At 69.9% G+C, this 14,243-nt stretch carries 15 protein-coding genes; 9 read left to right on the top strand and 6 right to left on the bottom strand.

Features of this window, described 5'->3' with window-relative positions; all coding sequences use genetic code 11:
• Positions 1–46: 46 nt before the first annotated feature.
• A complete protein-coding gene (locus FHU35_RS12470; RefSeq protein ID WP_145738789.1) occupies positions 47–835 on the bottom strand; it encodes an alpha/beta fold hydrolase in 789 nt (262 codons plus the stop codon).
• 992 nt (positions 836–1,827) lie between these two features.
• Between FHU35_RS12470 and FHU35_RS12465 the strand changes: the two genes are divergently transcribed.
• Complete coding sequence (locus tag FHU35_RS12465) at positions 1,828–2,049, top strand: hypothetical protein (protein WP_145738788.1); 222 nt, start codon at positions 1,828–1,830, stop codon at positions 2,047–2,049.
• A gap of 13 nt (positions 2,050–2,062) precedes the next feature.
• On the top strand, positions 2,063–3,127 hold the full coding sequence (locus FHU35_RS12460; RefSeq protein WP_145738785.1) for a helix-turn-helix domain-containing protein: 1,065 nt from the start codon (positions 2,063–2,065) through the stop codon (positions 3,125–3,127).
• Positions 3,128–3,168: 41 nt separating this feature from the next.
• On the opposite strand, the gene FHU35_RS12455 is transcribed toward FHU35_RS12460, so the two are convergent.
• On the bottom strand, positions 3,169–3,915 hold the full coding sequence (locus FHU35_RS12455) for an AraC family transcriptional regulator (RefSeq protein ID WP_145738783.1): 747 nt from the start codon (positions 3,913–3,915) through the stop codon (positions 3,169–3,171).
• Positions 3,916–3,972: 57 nt separating this feature from the next.
• Between FHU35_RS12455 and FHU35_RS12450 the strand changes: the two genes are divergently transcribed.
• The 4 genes from FHU35_RS12450 (at position 3,973) to FHU35_RS12435 (ending at position 7,130) form a co-directional block, all read left to right on the top strand.
• Positions 3,973–4,596 (top strand): MSMEG_1061 family FMN-dependent PPOX-type flavoprotein, encoded by a 624-nt coding sequence (locus tag FHU35_RS12450; protein WP_145738781.1) that lies wholly within the window; start codon positions 3,973–3,975, stop codon positions 4,594–4,596.
• A gap of 11 nt (positions 4,597–4,607) precedes the next feature.
• Positions 4,608–5,486, top strand: coding sequence for a PDR/VanB family oxidoreductase (locus FHU35_RS12445; protein WP_145738778.1), 879 nt, complete (start codon positions 4,608–4,610; stop codon positions 5,484–5,486).
• Positions 5,487–5,701: 215 nt separating this feature from the next.
• Entirely contained in the window at positions 5,702–6,151 is a 450-nt protein-coding gene (locus FHU35_RS12440; RefSeq protein WP_145738776.1) for an NUDIX domain-containing protein, read from the top strand.
• Positions 6,152–6,344: 193 nt separating this feature from the next.
• The gene (locus FHU35_RS12435; protein WP_145738774.1) at positions 6,345–7,130 is read left to right on the top strand and encodes an NPP1 family protein; all 786 of its coding nucleotides are present in this window, start codon (positions 6,345–6,347) and stop codon (positions 7,128–7,130) included.
• A 62-nt stretch (positions 7,131–7,192) separates the two neighbouring features.
• Here FHU35_RS12435 and FHU35_RS12430 read toward each other — a convergent pair whose 3' ends face one another.
• The 4 genes from FHU35_RS12430 to FHU35_RS12415 all read right to left on the bottom strand — a co-directional run bounded on the left by FHU35_RS12430 (position 7,193) and on the right by FHU35_RS12415 (position 11,303).
• The gene (locus FHU35_RS12430) at positions 7,193–8,062 is read right to left on the bottom strand and encodes an SMP-30/gluconolactonase/LRE family protein (RefSeq protein WP_246110259.1); all 870 of its coding nucleotides are present in this window, start codon (positions 8,060–8,062) and stop codon (positions 7,193–7,195) included.
• A complete protein-coding gene (locus FHU35_RS12425; RefSeq protein WP_145738772.1) occupies positions 8,059–9,060 on the bottom strand; it encodes a zinc-dependent alcohol dehydrogenase in 1,002 nt (333 codons plus the stop codon). Before FHU35_RS12425 ends, FHU35_RS12430 begins: the two co-directional genes overlap by 4 nt.
• Before the next feature lie 88 nt (positions 9,061–9,148).
• A complete protein-coding gene (locus FHU35_RS12420) occupies positions 9,149–9,742 on the bottom strand; it encodes a hypothetical protein (RefSeq protein WP_145738770.1) in 594 nt (197 codons plus the stop codon).
• 94 nt (positions 9,743–9,836) lie between these two features.
• The gene (locus FHU35_RS12415) at positions 9,837–11,303 is read right to left on the bottom strand and encodes an AAA-type ATPase lid domain-containing protein (RefSeq protein ID WP_145738768.1); all 1,467 of its coding nucleotides are present in this window, start codon (positions 11,301–11,303) and stop codon (positions 9,837–9,839) included.
• Between the two features lie 175 nt (positions 11,304–11,478).
• Here FHU35_RS12415 and FHU35_RS12410 point away from each other — a divergent pair, with 175 nt between their 5' ends.
• Genes FHU35_RS12410 through FHU35_RS12400 form a run of 3 tightly spaced genes read left to right on the top strand, consistent with a single transcriptional unit; the run spans position 11,479 to position 14,235 of the window.
• The gene (locus tag FHU35_RS12410; protein ID WP_145738766.1) at positions 11,479–12,477 is read left to right on the top strand and encodes an amidohydrolase family protein; all 999 of its coding nucleotides are present in this window, start codon (positions 11,479–11,481) and stop codon (positions 12,475–12,477) included.
• 1 nt (position 12,478) lies between these two features.
• Positions 12,479–13,213: a metal-sulfur cluster assembly factor gene (locus FHU35_RS12405; RefSeq protein WP_145738764.1), complete on the top strand. Its 735-nt coding sequence runs from the start codon at positions 12,479–12,481 to the stop codon at positions 13,211–13,213.
• Positions 13,210–14,235: an NAD(P)-dependent alcohol dehydrogenase gene (locus FHU35_RS12400; protein ID WP_145738762.1), complete on the top strand. Its 1,026-nt coding sequence runs from the start codon at positions 13,210–13,212 to the stop codon at positions 14,233–14,235. Before FHU35_RS12405 ends, FHU35_RS12400 begins: the two co-directional genes overlap by 4 nt.
• Positions 14,236–14,243 lie beyond the last annotated feature (8 nt).

Raw genomic sequence — 14,243 nt, 5'->3', positions numbered from 1 at the left:
CCGCCCGGCTCCACCCCGGTCCGCACCCGCCCGACCAGGCATGGGTTCAGTCCGCGAGGAAGTCCACGACCAGCTCGCTCACCTCGGGACGACCCTCGATGAAGTAGGCGTGCCGGAGTCCGGGCAGCACGCGCGCCTCGGCCTCGGGGATGCGCTCGGCCAGGAGCTCGGCGTTGACCGCCGGGGTCATCCGGTCGTCGGCGCCGTGCAGCACGAGAGTCCGCGAGCGGATCTCGCCCAGCCGACCCCAGGCATCGTGCCCGTTGCTCGCGGCGAGGTGGTGCCGACGTGCGTGCGCCGACATGGCCCGGTCGCCGAGGACCGTGCGCGGAGCGTCGTGCGCGGCCAGGAAGGACGGGCTGTACATCAGGTCGAGCAGGGTCCGCCCGACGGCGCTCGGGTCGGCCTGCGCGAGGGAACGCCGGACCTCGGCGTCGCGTTCCACCGCTCGCGCACCGCCCGGCGAGGTGCAGCCGAGCACCAGGCGACGCACTCGGCCGGGGTCGTTGATCGCCAGCCACTGCGCGGTCCGCCCGCCCATCGACGTGCCGTAGACATCCGCGGAGTCGATGCCGAGCTCGTCGAGCACCGCGGCGACGTCGTCGGCGAAACCCGGTGTGGAGCAGGGATCGTCGGGCTTGTCACTCGCGCCGGTCCCCCGGTAGTCCACGGTGATGGTGCGGTGACCGGCCTGGAAGTCCTCGCGCACGCCGTCCCACCAGTGGTGGTCGTTGGCCTGCCCCGCCAGCAGCACCAGCGGCGGACCGCTGCCCGCGACCTGGTAGGCCAACGCCGTGCCGTCCTTCGCGCGAGCGAACCCCTGCGCGGCTGCCATGTGATCCCTCCCGATGATGACCGTCCAGAAGGGACCCTACGCAGACCCGCGCCGACCGGGACTCACGCGTCGCAGATCGCCCGCGTTGGACCGGCGCCTCAGAAGTCAGCACGACCCGGGCGCTTGGTCGCCATCAGAATCGACTCGGCGGTATACGAAACAAGCCAATCTATGAATTCTACTCAAAAGTAGCATTTTGAAATGACCCTTCGTGATCGGTAGAGCTAAATGGTCAGTTCCGTTTAACCCAGTCGAGTGACCGTTCGGCGGAGAGCGTTGGACTGATATGACTATTCGTGATTGAGTGATCCTGTCGGGGAGAGCTGATCACACGAGACACGAGGGCAGGTAGATGTCCGAATATCGACCCGACCACCACCGCGAGGATCTTCGTCGCCGCGCAGCGCGTTCGATCGAAGAGTTGATGGCGCGCATCGACCATCAGATGGCCCGACAGCGCGAGCGTGCGGCTACCCGTCCGACGACGAATCGGTTCACCTTGCGACCGCAGATGTAGTGATCGACCGAGCGCCGGGGGGTTCCAGCGCACCTGGAGGTGGTGGAAGCCGGGCGCAATCCGGCTCCACCACCGCGACGAGCTTGTCCAGATCAGACCGTTGAGCTCGGAACCGGACGCCCCGAAATTCGCCCGGTCCTCCCACATCGTAGCCACACCACACGGGACAACCAGTGTGGGACGACATCGGGACACGGTCACCTCGGCAAATCATTCCCCATGAGCCACGTTGTGCCGACTCCAGCACCTTCCTCCATCCGTCCGGCGCACCGATGGGACAGCGTCCGGGACACCTCGGAAGCGGTGGGACAGCGGAAAATCCGCTAGAGATTGGATTCAACGGTGATCGTTGTCAGTCCGATCATCACCAGCATCGATGGGCGCAATCCATCCAAGATCCCGCAATGCAGGGACCTTGACGCTGGTCCAGATCAGGTAAGGGTCCGCGAGGACCATCCCCGAGAGGATTTCTTCAATGCCGCAGAACGCGATCTCCGCGTGCCCGCAGCCGTCTTCCCATCACGCGGTGGCACGCATCGTGGTGCTGTCCCTGGTTTACGTCGTGCTCATCGTGCTCGTCCTTCTCGGGCTCCCCGTCGATGCCGGAATCGAAGTCGTCGTCGTGGGCGGCGGGGCGGCGCTGATGCTGAGCGCTCAACTGCTGTCCGGGAATCAGCCCCAGGTCGGACGCGCTTGAGCCGGAGCACTCGATGGTCAACCCACCCCGCAACGCAGCGAACGGCGACGTCAGTCAGGAGTTCAGCCGGCGGCTCAACGCCCTGCGCACCGAACTCCACCGAGTGTGGCGTCGGGCCGGCGCCCTTCCGCCCGAGGAACTGGCCCGCAAGACCCGACGGCCGGAGTCCTGGTTCCGCTCGGTCCTGGAATGCCGGAGCCTGCCCGAACGGTGCGCATTCGTCGCCTTCCTCGACGCCACCGGGGAGCATGAGCAGCTCCCGCGATGGCAGGACGCCTGGGCGAAGATCGATTCGCTGCGCCCCCAGCCTCGCTCGCCCTGGGCACGCTCGGACCACGTCCCCAAGCACCGGAGTCCGGACAACCGAGTCGCCGACGAACCCACCCCGGCGAAACCGACCCGTTCCGAGCATCCCCTGCTGCAAGAACAGACGCTGTCCGCCGGTGCGATCTGGTTGCACGTTCTCGCCGAGCACACCGACGCGGAGCCGCCCAAGCCTCTCCACAGCGCCCTCCACGCGACGAGCAGTGCGGAGTTCAACCGAGCGCTCGACTCACTCCGCGTCGAGCGCGGGTTCTCGCTGCGTGATGCGGAAACCAAGTCCGGCATCTCCAAGAGCACGTTGCACCGGCTCTCCAAGGATGGCTGCCTGCCGGACGAGGACCGGGTCGAGCGCCTGGCCAGCGCGTGCGGTGAAGACTCTCAGCGGTGCGTGCTCTGGAGGTGGAACCGCCGTCGCGTAGCAGCCGGCGAACCCCCGCCGACGTGGAAGACCTTTGCCCGCGCGGAACAGCAGCCGCGCCCACCGGAAGCCGGGTCCGCGAGGAAACCGCTTCGTCGCCGGCCCGCACGGCATCCGGTGATCTGCACGGGAGCGGGTGTCCTGGTGCTGGTGGTCATCGCCTTGATCGTCGGATGGTTGGTCACGCCTCGCGCAGCCGCTGCCCATCCCCTGCCGCTGGTCGTCCTGACCGTCCTTCCGGTCACGACTGCCGTGACGTGCCTGGCGGTCGCGCGAAAGCGGCATCGACTTCCGGTCCGACGACCGCAGAAGATTCCGCACCGGTCAGGCACCTGATCGTGGGGGCGGTCCCGGCCGGGACCGCCCCTCGTACTTCGTCAACCGCGGTAGATGCTCGGGTGCTGGCCGGTGAGGCGGCGGAAGGTTTCGGCGAAGGCGGCCGGTTTCCGGTAGCCGACGGCCCGGGCGGCGGCGCCGACCGAGGCGCCTGCGGCCAGGTGCTCGATGGCGGCGCGGACCCGGACCCTGGTGCGCCACCGGGCGAAGGTCATGCCGGTTTCCGCGACGAACAGGCGGCTGATCGTGCGCACGCCCGCCTTCACCGCGAAGGCCCACTCGTCCAGGTCGCGCGGGTCGGCGGGGTTGTCGACGAGCGCTTCGGCGATGCTGCGGATGCGCTCGTCCGCGGGGATCGGGACGTCGAAGACCGCGTTCGGAACGGCTTCCAGGAGCCCCAGCAGCAAGGATTCGGCGTGCTGGCGCAGCGCGCCGCGCTGCCGGTTCTCGTCGAGGTGGACGATCAGCTCGGCGACCAGCGGGGTGATCGCAACACCGGTCGGCTCGTGCCAGTCGGTGGGCCCGTGGTCGTCGACGAAGACCACGACCCGTCCCCGTCCGGGACGGCGGACCTCGACCGAGTGCAGGACCCCGGCGGGCACCCACAGCCCCTGGTTGGGCGGCACGAGCCATTCGCGGTCGCCGACGTGCAGGGCGATCGTGCCGGACTCCGACCAGCACAGCATGTTCCGCCGGTGCCGGTGCTCACCGATCGAACCCGGGTCGACCTCGGGTTGCCCGATCACCACCAGCATCGGATTGGCCGAATCACGGTCATGGATGGCCACCTGCCGCACACCGGCCACCCTACTGTCGGCCTCACCCAGTGCGAAACAGGAGGCGGCATGACCCCGGAAGCACCCAGAAAGGTCCCGTTCGAGGAGCTCCGGGCTCGCATCGGCGAACCGGACGCGATGATGGAGGTCAAGAAGCAGCGCAGGCTGGACCGGCACCTCCGCCGCTTCATCGCGCACTCGCCGTTCTTGACGATGGCGACCGTCGGCGCGGACGGCGGGGTGGACTGCTCGCCGCGCGGCGACCACCCCGGGTTCGTGCGCGTCCTCGACGACGTCACCCTGGCGATCCCCGACCGGCCGGGGAACCAGATCGCCGACTCCTTCACCAACCTCGACTCGAATCCCGGAGTGGGGTTGCTGTTCCTCATCCCGGGCCTGCGGGAAACCGCTCGGGTCAACGGTTCTGGCTACGCGACCGACGACCCCGAGGTGCTGGCGCGGACGCCGGCGCAGGGCCGGACACCGGCGCTGGCGATCGTGGTCCGCGTCGAGGAGGCGTTCCTGCACTGCGGCCGGGCTCTGCTGCGCTCGCGGCTGTGGGACCCGGCCAGCCAGGCGCTGGCCGAGGAGATCCCCTCGCCCGGGGAGATCGCCGCCGACCAGTTCGGCATCGACGTCGACCCCGAAACCCTCAACTCCGTGCTGCAACGCGGCTACCAGCGGCTCTACTGAGAGGCACGACCGTGCAAAAGGCCATCATCGACGACATCTCCCCCATCGCCGACGGCGTCGCCGCGCTCACCCTGCGCGGGACGACCGGACCGCTGGCGCCGTGGGAACCGGGTGCGCACATCGACGTGACGCTGCCGAACTGGCTCACGCGCCAGTACTCGCTCTGCGGCGAACCGGGAAGCGCGGGCTACCGGATCGCGGTACGCCGCGAGAGGCTGAGCCGAGGAGGATCGGAGTACGTCCACGACCACCTCCGCCCCGGCAAGGTGCTGGACATCTCCGCGCCGCGCAACACCTTCCCGCTGCTTCCCGCACCCGAGTACCTGTTCGTGGCCGGAGGGATCGGGATCACGCCCGTGCTGCCGATGCTGCGCGCGGCGGCGGCCTCGGGAGCCACGACGACGCTGGCCTTCGCGGGCCGGTCGACGCCGTTCGCCGACGAACTCCGTCGCGCGCACGGCGAGCGGGTCCGGTTCGGCCGTCCGGATCTCCCGGCTCTGGCAGCCGCGCTGGACCCGGCCGCGCTGGTGTACTGCTGCGGGCCCGAGCCGATGCTCGCCGAGGCCGAGGAGGTGTTCCCGGCCGATCGACTGCACGTGGAGCGGTTCCGACCGCGCGCCAGGACCTTCGAACCGGACACCGCCTTCGAGGCGGTCTGCGCTCGCTCGGGACGGACCGTCCCGGTCGAAGCCGACGAGTCGCTGCTCGACGCGCTGCGGTTCGCCGGCCTGCCGGTCGCGCCCGGCTGCCGGGAAGGGGTCTGCGGCAGCTGCGAGCTCCGCTACCTAGACGGCAGGCCGGAGCACCGCGACGAGATCGGCGCCGCCGAAGGCCGGATCTACCCGTGCGTGTCCCGCAGCCTGTCACCTCGACTCACGCTGGACCTGTGACGACCTGCTGGAATCCGGTGATCGCGAAGGTGTGCGGACTCCCTGCGCGAGCGCAAGACGCGGAAGCGGAGCCGGTAGCCGCTTCCCGCGGCGATCGGAGAACCCGAGCGAACCTCGCGAATCCGCGGTGACGATTTCCGCACATCGAGCGGCGTTCTCGCCGACGCCGCGTCAAACTGGTCGATGAGCCGCACGGATCAAGGGGGCCGCGACTCATGAACAGTGCACAACTCGCCGAACTCGTCGCCAGGGATGCCGCCGACGGCGTCGGGCAGCAGGTGGTCCGCGCGCTCATCCTGCGCTCCGACCGGGCGCTCATGCTGCGCCGGCCGGACCACGGGTTCCGCGGTGGCGTGTGGGAGATGCCCGGGGGCAAGGTCGAACCGCACGACTGCGACCTGCTGGAAGCGCTCCGGCGCGAGGTCCGCGAGGAAACCGGTCTCGACGTCACCGGTGTCACCCGCTACCTGGCCGCGTTCGACTACACCAGCCGCAAGGGGCGCTCCGTCCGGCAGCACACCTGGGCGGTGACCGTGGCGGGCGAGCGGGTGCGGCTCACCGAGCACGACGCCTACGTCTGGACCAACGCCCACGACACCCACCCGATCAGCCCGGAGGACCGGGACCTGATCAACCGGCACGCGACACCTCACCTCCAGGGCTGATCACCGCACGGCCTGATTCGCAGTTTTGCCGTTCGTGTCGCCGGAATTCCCCACATGGCGTGCGGAACTGGGAAATTCGCAGGTCGGGATGCGTGCAAATGGGTTTCTGTTCAAGTGGATTTCTCCTGTTCGGATCCGGATCTGTTTATGATCGAACCACTTTCGGATTCGGACGAGAGGAACCCCTCGCCCCATGAACACTGTGGACAGAAAGCCCCGCGTCAAGGCCGGGAGGTTGGCGGCCGGCGTCGCGGGTGCCGCGGTCCTGCTCCTCGCGCTCCCGCCGGCGATCGCCGCCGCCGATCCGCCCGCCGCCCTGCCCACCAGCGCCGCCGAGGCGGACGCCAAGTGGCAGCCGGCGTACGACTACGACGGCGACGGCTGCTACCCGACCCCGGCGATCGGCTCGGACGGCACGATCGCTCCCGGCCTGGACACCACCGGCGCCATCAACGGCAGCTGCCACGACCAGTCGGACCTGGACAACACCAACTCCTACTCGCGCTCCAAGTGCAACAACGACTGGTGCGCCTACGTCTACGACATGTACTTCGAGAAGGACCAGGCCGTCGACGGCAGCGGTCTGGGCGGGCACCGCCACGACCTCGAGCACGTCATCGTGTGGGTGGAGAACGACGAGGCGAAGTACGTCTCGACCTCGGCGCACGGCGACTACTCGACCTTCCCGGCCAACGAGGTCCAGTGGGACGGCACCCACGCCAAAGTCGTCTACCACAAGGACGGCGTCGGCACGCACTGCTTCCGGCTGGCGGGCGGTGACGAGCAGCCGGAGAACCACTACGGCACGTGGCAGTTCCCCGCGCTGGTGAGCTGGGACAACTGGTCCGACACCGGCCTGCGCGACAAGCTCACCTCGGCCGACTTCGGCAGCGCCAGCCTGGCGATCTCCGACGGCGCCCTCAACGGCAACCTGGAGAAGGCCAAGCCCGAGGGGATCGCCTTCGACCCCAACGCCTGAGACCCTCGCTCAGCGGTGCCGGTGGTGGAAACTCGGCTGCCGCAGCGATCTGAAGTGACCTGTCAACCCGCGTAGGTGCGCACGGGGAGCCCCCGGACCCCGGGGCTGGTGGCGAACACCGCTCCGGCTCCGGGGTGCTCGCGCAGGTCGGTGCCGACCTGCGACGTGGTGATGAACAGCCGGTCGAGGTCCGGCCCGCCGAAGGTGCACGCGGTGACCTTCGGAGCGGGTACCTCGACGATCTCGGCCAGCGTCCCGTCCGCCGCGTAGTGGTGGATCGCGCCGCCACCCCACAGGGCCACCCAGACCCCGCCCTCGGCGTCGACGGTGAGCCCGTCCGGAGAGCCGTCGGCGGGATCGATGTGCGCGAACGGCCGCCTCCCGACCAGCTCCCCCGCCGCGAAGTCGAAGACGTCGACGCGCTGGGTGGGGGTGTCGGCGTAGTAGGCGCGCGATCCGCCTTCTGTCCACATGAGACCGTTGGAGATGCCGACCTCGTTCAGCACCACGTCGACCCGGCCGTGCGGGGTGAGCCGGTACACGGATCCGGCGCCGGCTCTCTCGTCGTAGGCCATGGAACCGCAGTAGAACGCGCCGTCCGGCCCGCAGGCTCCCTCGTTCATCCGGACGTCGGTACCGCTCCACAGCTCGGGCAGCGGCCGGATCTCCTGCAACGAGTCGTCGGCCAGCGCGAACCCGCGTTCCAGCGCCAGCACCGCGCCTCCCGCCTCCCTCGGACGCAGCGCCGCCGCGACCGAACCGACGTGGCGGCGGTGCACCTCACCGGTGGGATCGAGGGTGAGGACGTCTCCGGCGAGCATGTCCACCCAGCGCAGACCCGGCCAGCGCGGGGACCACACCGGACCTTCACCGTGCCCGGCCAGCGGGCCGGTGATCTGTTCCAATTCCGCAGCGCGACGACGAGCGATCACGGGTGCAGCAACACCTTCCCGGTCGGGACGGACGGATCGGCGAGGGTCTGCAGCGCCCGCCCCGCCTCCTCGATCGGGAACTCGTGGGTGATCAGCGGGGCCGGGTCGAGCCGTCCCGTCGCGAAGGCCCGCACCGCGTGCGCCCACGCCCGCGAGGACGCCCCGAACACGGTGTGCACGGTGACCGCCGCGCCCACCAGGTCCGCCGGGACGAGCGGTTCACGCTCCTCGGGGGCGATCCCGGTCAGCACGGTGCGCCCGCCGCGCCGGGTCGCCCGCACCGCGAGCAGCCCGGCACCGGACGCACCCGCCGCCTCCAGCACGACGTCGTGGCCACCACCGACGTCCTCGGGCGTCCGGAACTCCGTCGCGCCGCACGCCTTCGCCACCTCGGCGCGCTCCGACCGCGGGTCGATCACCACGAGCCTGCCCGCGCCGGCGGCCGCGAACAGCTGGGTGGCGAGCATGCCCAGCGTTCCGCCGCCGATCACGGCAACGCTCTCCCCCACCTGCACCTGCGCTTTGAGCACCGCCGATGCCATGCACGCGGCGGGTTCCAGCAGTGCGGCGGCGCGCAGGTCCGCCTGGTCCGGCAACGGGTGCAGCAGGCGCGCCGGGAGGCGCAGCCGCTCGGCCCACGCCCCGGGCTGGGTGAAGCCGGTTTCGTCGTAGTCGGCCGAGCACAGGGTCGTGTCTCCCTCGCGGCACGCCGTGCACCGGCCGCAGTTCCGGAACCCCTCGCCCACGACCTTGCGGCCCACCAGTTCCGGGTCCACCCCGGGGCCCGCCTGAACGACCGTCCCGGACCACTCGTGGCCGGGGATCACCGGGTAGCGGACGAACTCCCGCGGCCGGGTTCCGTCGAACACCTCCAGGTCGGACCCGCAGATCCCGGACCAGGCCACCTCGACCAGGACTTCGCCGTCGCCGGGAGGCTCGGGCTCGGCCGCGATCACGCGGAGCTCGTGGGGCGAGTCGATCCGAACCGCGCGCACCATCCTCGGCCGTGTCCCTTCCTCGCTCCGATGCCTCCGACGTCGAGACTGCTCAACGAAACGCGCGCTGTCCAGTCCCACCGATCCGGGGTCAGGAGCTGCGGGTCCTGGCAAGACTCCACAGCGACTCGACCACCGCGACGACCAGGGCACCGGTCACGGCGACCAGTGCGACCCAGGCGAACCCGTTCGGCGCGGCGTGGACCGGCATCGCAGCCAGCAGGCCGTGGGGGTCGGTCAGCACGTCCAAGCGCTGGCCAGGAACGCCGGCTGGGTCTCCGCGCGAGGTGTAGGTCAGTTCGCCGTGCGGTGCGCAGGAGAAGTCGTTCTCGTACCGCAGCCCGCGGTTGTCCTCCGTCTCCGTCACCGACTGCAGACGACAGCCGGGGAGGCGTTCGCCGATGATCATCAACAACCACGAGGGAACACCGAACGCCGACGCCGGAATCGCCAGCGCCACCAGGAACTGGACTGTCCAGGTCCAACGTCGCGGCGTCAGGTGCTCGCTGCAATACACCAGGTAGAAGCCGATGAACGGCAAGGAGGCCACAGCGACCAGCAACTGTCCGGCAAGATTCTCGGTACCGTACAACCACCCGAGCGCGGTGACCCCCACGACCAGCACGACCAGTGACGTCGCGGCGCGCACCACGGTCACACCGGCAGAACGGTACTGGTCACCCACGGAGCTGAACCGTAACCGTTTGAGCCCGGCCGGCACGCAGCAGGCACCGCCAACGGCCTCGATCTTGCTCAGGAGTCCAGCACCCACCGGTCGGTCAGGAGCGGGAGGCGCGTCCGGGGACGGTGATTCGGTACTGCGCCATCTTCCGGTAGATCGTGGCGCGGCTGACGCCGAGCTCGCGGGCCGCTTCGCCGACGGTCGTGCCGGGCTCGGCGAGGCAGCGGACGATCTCGTCTCGCTCCACCGACTCCAGCCTGGTCAGCGGCCTTCCCGGCCCGGTGAAGACCTCCGGTGGCAGGTGGTTGAGGTCGATCAGGTCGGTGCGGCTGGCCGCCTCGCGGACCACCTGGCGCAGCTGGCGCACGTTCTCCGGCCAGTCGAACGATTCGAGAGCTCGCGCGGCCTGCGGCGTGAACCCGACATCGCGGCGGCGGCGCTGCCGCGCGAAGTGCTGGGCGAGCGGCTGGACGTCGTCGGGGCGGAACCGCAAGGCGGGCACCTCCACGACCGCGTCGACCAGCCTGCGCAGTTCCTCCGGCATGTCCTCGGCCGATTCGGCGGTCAGGACGTAGGGCTGCATGCCGTCGTGGACGCGGACCTCCGCCAGCCGCGCGGCCAACTCGCTGATCACCCACGCGGGCAGCCGGTCCACCCCGGAGATGATCACGCAGGTGCTGTCCTTGCCCAGCTCGGGCGTCCACAGCTCCAGCCACGCCTCGACGTCGTCGGGCGCGGGCGGTCGCACGTTGAGGACCCGTTCGCGGCGCAGCTCGCGCCGGGCCAGGGATGCCAGAGCGGTCTTGCCGGTCCCCGGTTCGCCGACCACCGCGACCGCGCGGCCACCGCGGAACGCCGAACGCGCCTCGGCGAAGGCAGTGCGCCAGCCCGGCGTGAGCACCGAGGCGTCCGGTGCGCGCATCCGGTCGGCGTAGACGCGGAAGACCTCGCCGCGCGGCATCGGGTGCGAGCTGTGCCCGGCGCCTCGGGCCAGCATCAGCGCCGTCGTGTTGCCCGCCGCCGACTGGGCGAGCGCCAGCAGCAGCTCCGAGGCCGACTCGGACCAGGTCGTGAGGTTGATGCTGCCTGCCACACCGCCGCTGACCGGATCCAGCACCGGGGCCGCGGCGCAGGTGTAGCCGCGCAGCCCGGCGCAGTAGTGCTCCTCGGCGCGCACCAGCGATGGAGCGCGATCGGCCAGCGCGAGGCCGAGGCCGTTGGTGCCGGCGTTCTCCTCGGCGAAGTAGAAGCCCGGGGCCAGGTTGACGCGGTCCAACGAGCGGTTGATCGTGCCGTCCTCGCAAATGCGGCTGAGCACCAGCCCTTCCGGATCGGTGATCATCATGCTGACCGGTTCGTTGGCCAGCGTGGCCTGCAGTCCCCGCAGCACGGCGCTCCCGCACTCGTAGAGCAGCGACCCGGTGTCGACCGAGCCGGTGAACACCGGGCGCATCTCCTCGGCCGTCAGCCCGTAGCGGGCGCTGCGCCGCCAGGACGCGCGAACCCTGGGCGTGATGGTCGCCGCGCAGGCGGCGGAGTCTGGCGCGCTCCGGTGAACGTGCATCTCGAACCTCCAGGTGACGCGTCCTTGCGCCGGTGCACCAAGAGTAGGCGAACCGCGCAACCGTCCCGCCCGCCTCGCTGTCTCAAAGTGAGACAGCAGAGCGCTCCCGAGAGCGTCCCGCGCTCTTAACGTTCCCTCCCGACGTGCCACGGCTGCCACGTAGCGGAGGTTTGAGATGTACAGCAAGGACGGCGAGGACTACTTCATCGTCGACGCCCATGTCGCGCTCTGGGATGCGCGGGCCGAGAACCAGCGCAACATCCACGGCAAGCAGTTCATCGACTGCTTCTACGACTACCACCGCAACCTCAGTCCGGAGTCCGAGGTCTGGCCCTACGAGGACTTCCTGTACCAGGGCGGCGAGCGCCTGATGCGGGACCTGTTCGAGGAGGGCTACGTCGACCACGCGATCTTCCAGCCCGCACTGCTGAGCGCCTTCTACGGCAACGGCTTCGGCCAGACCGAGGAGGCTTTCGCTCTCACGCAGAAGCACCCGGACAAGCTCACCTACAACCACTGCTGGGACCCGCGCTTCGAGCAGGCCGGGTTGGACCAGCTGCGCCGCGACGCCGAGCGCTTCGACCTCAAGGGCGTCAAGCTCTACACCGCTGAGTGGCAGGGCGATTCGCGCGGGTACAAGCTCGACGACCCGTGGACCTATCGCTACCTGGAGGCATGCCAGGAGATGGGCATCCGCAACGTCCACGTCCACAAGGGCCCGACGATCCGCCCGCTGGACCGCGACGCCTTCGACGTCGCCGACGTGGACAGGGTGGCCACGGAGTTCACCGAGATGAACTTCGTGGTGGAGCACTGCGGTCTGCCGCGCCTGGAGGACTTCTGCTGGATCGCCACGCAGGAGCCCAACGTGCACGCGGGACTGGCGGTGGCAATGCCCTTCATCCACTCCCGGCCGCGCTACTTCGCCCAGATCATCGGCGAGCTGCTGTACTGGCTGGACGAGGACCGCATCCAGTTCTCCAGCGACTACGCGATCTGGACGCCGAAGTGGCTCGTAGAGCGTTTCGTGGACTTCCAGATCCCGGCGGACATGACCGAGTACGCGCCGCTGACGGTGGATCAGAAGCGCAAGATCCTCGGCCTCAACGCCGCCCGCATGTACGACATCGCGGTGCCCGCGGGACTGAACGTGGCCGAGAAGGCGGGTGTGTGAGATGGCCGCCGAACTGGGCACAGCCGCGTGGGAGGCGCTGCACCAGGTCATCGACCCGGAGCTGGACGAGCCCATCACCGACCTGGGGTTCGTGCGTTCCCTGGACGTCGGCGAGTCCGGCGAGGTCGAGGCCCACCTGCGGTTGCCGACGTCCTTCTGCGCGCCGAACTTCGCCTACCTGATGGCCTCCGACGCCAAGGACGTGCTGCGCGCGCTCCCGGGTGTCACGGGTGTGGTGGTGGAGCTCGACGACCACCACGACTCGCACCTGATCAACACCGGGCTGGCCGCCGATGCCGGTTACCGGGACACCTTCCCCGGCGAGGCGGACGAGGACCTGGAGGAGCTGCGCGCGACGTTCCGCCGCAAGGCGCACGCGGCCGCGATGGAGCGGGCGCTGACCAAGCTGCTCAAGGACCGGCCGGAGCTGGCCGAGCCGGATCTACACGCGATCACCGTGGCGGACCTGCCGTCCGACCGGGCGACGCGCTCGCTGCTGAACCGTCGTGCGGCGGTGGGCTTCGACAACTCACCGTCGTCGCTGGTGCTGGTCGACGACGAGGGCCGGCCGTGCACCCCGGAGCAGGTGCCGTTCCGCCTGCGGTTCGCCCGGGCCACGCGCATCTCCGTGGAGGGCAACTCCCACTTCTGCCGCGGGTTGCTGCGCACCCGCTACCCCGGCTCGGAGGCGGACCAGACGCCGCGGGCCACGATTTCGGAAGGACGAGCAGGATGAGAGCGGTTCAGGTGGTCGGCTACCACGAGCCGATGCGGTTGACCGAGGTTCCGGTCCCGGAACCGACGGGCCCCTACGACGTGGTCGTGAAGATCGGCGGGGCGGGCGTGTGCCGCACCGACATCCACATCCTCGAAGGCCAGTGGGCCGAGAAGTCCGGTGTCGCACTGCCTTACACGATCGGGCACGAGAACGCGGGCTGGGTGCACGCGGTCGGCAGCGCGGTCACCCATGTTTCCGAGGGCGACAAGGTGATCGTGCACCCGCTGGCGACCTGCGGCCTGTGCCGGGCCTGCCGGTTCGGCGACGACGTGCACTGCGAGCAGTCGCTGTTCCCGGGCATCGACACCGCGGGCGGCTACGCCGACTACCTCAAGACCTCGGCGCGCAGCGTGGTGCGCATCGACGACTCGCTGGAACCCGCGGACGTGGCGGCGCTGGCCGACGCAGGTCTGACGGCCTACCACGCGGCGGCGAAGGCGGCGCGCACGCTGCGTCCCGGCGACCGCTGCGTGGTGGTCGGCGCGGGAGGGCTCGGGCACATCGGGATCCAGGTGCTCAAGGCCATCTCGGCGGCCGAGCTGGTGGTGCTCGACCGCAACCCGGAGGCGGTGGAGCTGGCGGTGGACATCGGCGCCGATCACGGCGTGGTGGCCGACGGCACGCACGTCGAGCAGGTGCAGGAGCTCACCGGCGGGCACGGCGCGGAAGCCGTCATCGACTTCGTCGGTGAGGGCGGCGCGACCTCCGAGGGCGTGCGGATGCTGCGCCGCGCCGGGGATTACCACGTGGTCGGCTACGGCGAGAACATCAACGTGCCGACGATCGACATCATCTCCGCCGAGATCAACTTCATCGGCAATCTCGTCGGCTCCTACAACGACCTGTGCGAGCTGATGGTGCTGGCCGCGCAGGGGAAGGTCCGGCTGCACACCAGCAAGTACCCGCTGGAGCGGTTCCAGGACGCCCTCGACGACCTCGACGCCGGCCGCATCCGCGGGCGCGCGATCCTGACCCCCTGACCAGGAGG

It is taken from the genome of Saccharopolyspora dendranthemae (genome assembly GCF_007829955.1).
GTDB lineage: Bacteria > Actinomycetota > Actinomycetes > Mycobacteriales > Pseudonocardiaceae > Saccharopolyspora > Saccharopolyspora dendranthemae.
The sequence above is the reverse complement of the archived record's forward strand: the minus strand, read 5'-3'. Positions and strand labels throughout refer to the sequence as shown.

Bases quoted from the DNA above. Each gene is read 5' to 3' on its own strand.
- FHU35_RS12405 (WP_145738764.1), top strand. From the start codon at position 12,479: ATGGCCGCCGAACTGGGCACAGCCGCGTGGGAGGCGCTGCACCAGGTC.
- FHU35_RS12400 (WP_145738762.1), top strand. From the start codon at position 13,210: ATGAGAGCGGTTCAGGTGGTCGGCTACCACGAGCCGATGCGGTTGACC.
- FHU35_RS12470 (WP_145738789.1), bottom strand. From the start codon at position 835: ATGGCAGCCGCGCAGGGGTTCGCTCGCGCGAAGGACGGCACGGCGTTG.
- FHU35_RS12410 (WP_145738766.1), top strand. From the start codon at position 11,479: ATGTACAGCAAGGACGGCGAGGACTACTTCATCGTCGACGCCCATGTC.
- FHU35_RS12415 (WP_145738768.1), bottom strand. From the start codon at position 11,303: ATGCACGTTCACCGGAGCGCGCCAGACTCCGCCGCCTGCGCGGCGACC.
- FHU35_RS12460 (WP_145738785.1), top strand. From the start codon at position 2,063: ATGGTCAACCCACCCCGCAACGCAGCGAACGGCGACGTCAGTCAGGAG.
- FHU35_RS12425 (WP_145738772.1), bottom strand. From the start codon at position 9,060: ATGGTGCGCGCGGTTCGGATCGACTCGCCCCACGAGCTCCGCGTGATC.
- FHU35_RS12450 (WP_145738781.1), top strand. From the start codon at position 3,973: ATGACCCCGGAAGCACCCAGAAAGGTCCCGTTCGAGGAGCTCCGGGCT.
- FHU35_RS12465 (WP_145738788.1), top strand. From the start codon at position 1,828: ATGCCGCAGAACGCGATCTCCGCGTGCCCGCAGCCGTCTTCCCATCAC.
- FHU35_RS12435 (WP_145738774.1), top strand. From the start codon at position 6,345: ATGAACACTGTGGACAGAAAGCCCCGCGTCAAGGCCGGGAGGTTGGCG.
- FHU35_RS12440 (WP_145738776.1), top strand. From the start codon at position 5,702: ATGAACAGTGCACAACTCGCCGAACTCGTCGCCAGGGATGCCGCCGAC.